We start from the raw sequence: 3,807 nt of genomic DNA, 5'->3' as shown, positions 1-3,807 counted from the left end.
GCATAGAAGATCATCAACAAACATTGGATAGAGATTACCAACGAAATTTATATGCAAACATTGCCGAGATCGCAAATACGACAAAAAATACTTTTACTATTGCTAATATTGCTAATAAATTTAAAAAGCACGCCAAGCTTTTTAGCAAAAGTGATCCATATAGCGTTGATATTGCAAATAAACTCAACTACATTGCAGATGAAATTGTTAAAAATAGAAGCATCAAAGAAGACGTTTTTGTTGAAATGGATGTAGCACCACTGGTTACGCCAGTTGTTTTTGAGGGGACCAAGATCAAGATAAATGGCAAAATGGTTGATCTAAAAGATAACGAAAAATTTGTAAATATGTATCAAAGGCACAACAGCAATAGCACTGTTAAATTTTATGTTTCTACCACAACAGCAGGTTTTTTAAACAATACGCTTGTTATTGACTATGACCCAGAAAAGCAACAGATCACAAAGGCAAGTAGATATGGCACAGATTTAAAGACCACTATTGCAATGGATAATTACGCCTACAATAGAGAGAGTAGTTTTGCTATGTTTGGCAAAAAAAGAATAAGAAAGGACTTTTTGGCTGATATGAAAAACAAAACCGCTGCGCTACTTGATAGACACATCCCAAGAGATTTAGAACCACTCAAACAAGGGCTAAAGGTTTTTGGGAATTTTACAAAAACATTTGCCACTAGAGTAGCTAATTTAATGATCAACACGACCGTAGCTGGGGCTAAATTTGCTTATGATGCCTCACAAAAGGCACTAATAGCAATAAACGAAAAACAGCCACAGCTGCAAAATAATATTAATGCTATTGGCGTAAAAATTAAAGATAGCGCGGAAAGTATGTTTAGTATTTTAAAAGAGAGGGTTTTTAAAGCCTTTATAAAAGAATCAAAAGATGTTACCTCTCTAACGCTAGGAAAACTCGTTAAAGACTTTGACACTAGCCATTTGTCAAAAGAGGATTTTATCACTAAAGTGTGCGCAAATTTACTAAATTCTAGGGGTTTTCTTGGCAGCGTTGAGTATTCCACATTACAGCATAGCCTTAACGTGGCAAAAATCACAAATTATTACCTTAAAGACATTAGCATAACAAATGAGCAAAAAAATGAGATCGTTTTAAAGGCTCTTATGCACGATATGGTTGAAGCGATAGCAGTGGGTGATTTGCCAACCCCACTTAAAGATCAAATGCCAAAAATTAGAGAATTTGAGGATAAGATGCTAAAGGGGCTATATGAAAGACTGGGCCTTAAAGAAACCAAATATGACAATATCGTAAAACTAGCAGACAAACAAGAACGTGCTACTTTTATACAGCTCCATTTTACCGAGCAAAATCAAAAAAATCTTGGCAATATGATAGGCGACTATATAACAAAAGTGGCTAGTAAAAATATGAAACTAAACTCGGAGGAAGCCAAAGCAGGCATGGGTATAATTATTCTTAATGGCTATAAAGAATTTCTTGATGGAAAAGATATCAAAGAGATCAACCCTGAAACAAGAGAGTTTATCAAATTTAATAAGCTAGACAAAAAAGAGGACTACATTTTAAGTTCAAAAGCATACCTTGAAGCAAAGCTAGATATGAACCTTAGCAAAAACCCTTATGAAATTTTAGAAGAAGTGAGCAGTGTGGTTAATGAGCTTGGAATTTCCATACCAACAGAGAAATTTATAAAAGCCTTTGACGAAACAAGATTTGCTGAAGTAAATTTAGCATTTTTAGACAAAGAGGATAGAAATAACTCCATAATAGCGCAAGCAGAACACCTATTTAAGGATAAGATTGTTGAAAACGATTATGGTGATGATCAAGAGATCGAGCAAGGACAATCAAGCAAGATAAAATTCTGATGGAGGCAAGATATGCGATTTAATGCACCAACAAGCAAGCAGATAGAGTATGCAAAGCAGATAGCAAAAACACTAGATATATCTTTGCCTGATGACGTATATAGATATTATAGTGCAATGAAAAGTTTTTTGGATAAAGCGAATTCAGATGAATATAAAAAAGCTTTTTTTGAAAAGAAAAAAGACGAGATAAGAAAAAATTTATCCCTTATAGAGTTATTAGAGCTATTAGGCTATGAAGAGGTAAAGGGCAAATCCTGCAAGACATATCCTCAATATAAGGGTAGCAATGACGAGGTAGTGACATGCTCAATTAAACGAACAGATTACCCTAAAAAGAGCGATAATTACGAATTTTATACATACTTTATGGTAAAGGATACAAGTGAGCCACCACAGCTTGAAATAAGAGGCCTAGAAAAAGAGGCAAAGCGTAGAGAATTTAAGGACGGACACAAGGGCGGTGATATTATCTCTTTTATGTCTGATAGGCTTTTGGACTACTCTTACGGATCTATTATTAAAATGCTTGAAGCAATAGCGGCCGATAGAAAAAATGCGGAAAAATATGGGCTTAGCATTGGCTCAACAGCTGGTAAAGACTATTCGTTGCCAAGCGCAAGCGTAAGAAGGGACGAAAACTATCAAATTTGGAAAAGAGGATACGAGGGAGAGAGTAACTTTTTTGCCAAGGCCAATGTGTTTTCTAGGGGGCTTGAAATACGAAGTGATATACAAGACTTATTGGACGGCTTTAATAATATTAATACTCCCCAAAACAATCGTATAAGCCGCATAAAACTCGTAAGACCAGAGAGCGACCACTATGAAAACATAGGGGCATACTCTATCTCTTGCCCAACATATACGATAGAGGGGGGCAAACTAAAGATGATCGGTGATCAAAAGATGAATTTGCTAACACAAGACTTTTTTGACATTACAAGAGAGAATATCAAAAAAGGAAGCTATAAGACCCAATCAACGTATAGAGTAGATGATGCAAGACTTGAAGCAACAGTTAAAAAGCTATCAAAAATGGAAATCCCAAGCGATTTAAAGAACGATGAAGCCTATGGTGTTATGTCAAGGATGTTACTCGTTAAATATAAAGATGATGACGGACAAATTAAGCGAGGCTTTATTGACATGGAAAAAAGAATGAGAAAAGGCTCGCAAAGAGGAATTAGCCTAGTTGGTAGTTTCCCAAAGCTAGAAACTACGGATCAAACCCTTCTAATTGTTGAAAATCCAGTTTTAGACGGCACAAGCGCAATTAAGCTTGGATATTATGATAGAGAGAAAACAACAATCGCAGGAACTCTTGGACATCCATCTGAATTGTTTTATGATACGCTGAAGAACTATATGAAAAGAGCTTTGCAGTGTTACAATAGAATTGTTATTGGATTTGACAACGATGAAGCTGGAGATAAATTTAGCAAGGATATGGAGATTAAAATTTCAAACATATTTAAAGATTTATTGCTAGAAAAAATTAATTTATCTCGTCCAGAGCTTGTCAAGAGCCTTGATGACATTAAGGTTATATCAAATCAAATTTTAAAGCACCACGCTAGCTCACTAGATGAAAATACAACTGGATTACTTAAGAAATTTGCAAGCTTTAATATTGAGCGTGGAGTGCCTAATGATCCTAAATTTAAGGACTTCAATGAGGAGCTTGTAGAAAAAGTAATAGGATCAGGTTTGTTACGCGAGAGTTTAGAAAGCACACAGCACTTAAAGCCGTGAGTGAAAATCACTGCGCGGCTTTAAATTTTATTAACAACATCTCAACATTAGTAATTTTAGAGTTTAATATATTTATCTCATAATCCATATTTAGGCATTTATATCTTAGCGTTCTTTCGGCATCATATTGTTGTTTTTGTAGCTCATGCGTCATAAGCTCATACTTGCTTAGCATTTGAGC

The 3,807-nt window shown here is 35.1% G+C and carries 2 protein-coding genes; both read left to right on the top strand.

Features of this window, described 5'->3' with window-relative positions; genetic code table 11:
• Positions 1-1,871 (top strand): YfbR-like 5'-deoxynucleotidase (locus CYP28_RS08350; RefSeq protein WP_219811243.1); only part of this gene is annotated, 1,871 nt, incomplete at its 5' end.
• 12 nt (positions 1,872-1,883) lie between these two features.
• Entirely contained in the window at positions 1,884-3,626 is a 1,743-nt protein-coding gene (locus tag CYP28_RS08345; RefSeq protein ID WP_103593837.1) for a hypothetical protein, read from the top strand.
• The last annotated feature ends 181 nt before the right edge of the window (positions 3,627-3,807 follow it).

The organism is Campylobacter concisus (assembly GCF_002914195.1).
Lineage (GTDB): Bacteria > Campylobacterota > Campylobacteria > Campylobacterales > Campylobacteraceae > Campylobacter_A > Campylobacter_A concisus_M.
This window is presented reverse-complemented; position numbering and strand designations above follow the sequence as displayed.